The sequence below is a fragment of the Pseudoalteromonas sp. G5_S1_14_S5 genome (assembly GCF_054968605.1).
The window spans coordinates 1-1,898 of the sequence record NZ_JBQKUM010000169.1 but is presented as its reverse complement, the minus strand read 5'-3'; the positions used below and the strand labels follow the sequence as shown (position 1 = coordinate 1,898).

Below are 1,898 nucleotides of genomic sequence, written 5' to 3'. Positions count from 1 at the left end.
GAAAAGGGTGTTACTGTCAATATCCGTTGCTAAATGTTGGATAAGTGAACCGGTTGCCTCAATGGCTAAGCGATAATGAAAAGCATCCGACTTATTTTCTTCAGAAGAGGTGTGCGCAACGACAGGCGTCTGAGTATAAATATCAATATCATCAACTAAGCTGTAACCCATTAATGATTTGACAACATCCGTAGCAGTATCAAGGGCTGACAACCATTCCGACTCGGTTGTTACACCGTCCCCATTACCCTTATATAGACCACTATTTAAATCTGCGTTTTGTATGGCAAGTTTGACAGCCATTGTCGTCAGTGGCGTCGCAATCAGATTGATATCTTGAGCATTTTCAGTAAATGTATTGGCAGGAAGAAATGAGTGCATTGTATTAATAATGGGCACTGCGTTATTTCCGAGCTCTACGGTCTCCTCCGTGGTGTTAACCACCAGCATATAATGGCGCGTCAAATCCGGAATGGTAACGCCTTCAAACCTTGCCTGCTGATCGGTCCTACCTGTGTTGACTAATCGCCCCAAAAAATCGGGTTTGGATAAATCTAGTTCATATAACTGTACTTGTGCATTCACCCATGGTGCTTTAACGGCAGAGCCATTTAACAAATGGCCTTGATGAGGACTCTCTTGCATGTCTACATGAGAACTATTATCACACCCCGCTGTCATCATCATTATGCACGCTGTTAGAAAAAAGCGCATACCGAGACCTTGTGAACATCATTTATTATATTTCTAGTGTAGATTAATTTAGACCAGAACAAAGCTTGCTTAAGCTAAAAATTAACCTTCAGAGGAGATCTGCGGTCTCTTATCACTACAAGTATGGTAAGAATTTTTTATGAACCTGCTTTTTCATCACTACACCGATAAAGACTTAAACGATGCGTTTAAACTACTCACGGATGTCATGAAAGGTGTTACTGGTGATGAAACGCTGCGCTTTCACCATTGTCGCCACTCCTTCGCTGACTGGATAAGGCTAGTGCATTTTAACCGCAGACTCTAAAAGCACTGAGCGGTATTCATCATTCAGTGCTGCATTCTTCTTTCGAGCCATACTCATCTTTTTGGTTGTATCAAACTTAAACAAGTTGAGGGCTATTTTCCTTAACGCATTAAAAGCCAACGCATCATTTCCTTTTCTAATTCTACATTCATCTTCTCTGAAGGTCATGTCTAACATCCAGTGCATAATCTCTATTTGCCAATGACCACGGATAGCTTTAAGTGCTTGTTCTTCCGTAAATTCCAGTGAGCTGATATACCACCGAGTCTCTTTGCTAACCTTGCCTGTTATGGAGTGCTCGACCTCAGAAGTGATTTTAATAATGCTTCTAAGTCCGTCCCACTGATATTGTTTAGTCAGCCATTCTTTATCAACCAGAAGTTGCTCACAGTGTCGCGTCTCGATTCGACCATGTCCTGCGTCTACATCCGTGTGTTGGGCATAGTTCTTCTCGGTGAATTGCTCTCGACACGCCTTATGCCATGAAGCTTCGAGCTCTGCCTGCATCGTTGAGTGATTCCCTTTTAGGGCCAAGACGTAGTCCGCTTTGCTTTGAACTATTTGTTTGGCAATCTTGCGCTGACTACCCATCGCATCGAGTGTGATGATACAGTTCTCTATATCAAGTAAGGTTAACATTTAGGAATAGCGGTTATTTCATCGCTTTTATCGTCAACTTCGGCCTGACCTAAAACAAGTTGGTTGGAGCAACTCCACGCACTCACCGAATGAAGCGGATTTTTTCTTCCGCGAGTATCGAAAGAGTGGCGTGCTGTTTTGCCATCTACGGCAATGATATCCGTGCCTGTCGTTTGAACTAGCGTCTTCACCCACGACTGAAACGCTTGCTCAATCTCATCTGCTTTGAGTTGGGTAG

Annotated in this window: 2 protein-coding genes and 1 pseudogene; 1 reads left to right on the top strand and 2 read right to left on the bottom strand. The window is 43.0% G+C overall.

Annotated elements, in window-relative coordinates; translation table 11 throughout:
• Positions 1 to 687, bottom strand: a 687-nt coding sequence (locus ACTRWI_RS22375) for a hypothetical protein (protein ID WP_499133892.1), incomplete at its 3' end; no start/stop codon positions are given.
• Between the two features lie 166 nt (positions 688 to 853).
• On the opposite strand from ACTRWI_RS22375, the gene ACTRWI_RS22370 reads away from it, so the two are divergent.
• Positions 854 to 1,021 (top strand): hypothetical protein, encoded by a 168-nt coding sequence (locus tag ACTRWI_RS22370; RefSeq protein WP_499133891.1) that lies wholly within the window; start codon positions 854 to 856, stop codon positions 1,019 to 1,021.
• Here ACTRWI_RS22370 and ACTRWI_RS22365 read toward each other — a convergent pair.
• Positions 995 to 1,898: pseudogene (locus ACTRWI_RS22365) on the bottom strand (ISAs1 family transposase); the annotation flags it as partial. The gene ACTRWI_RS22370 and the pseudogene ACTRWI_RS22365 sit on opposite strands and share 27 nt — an antisense overlap.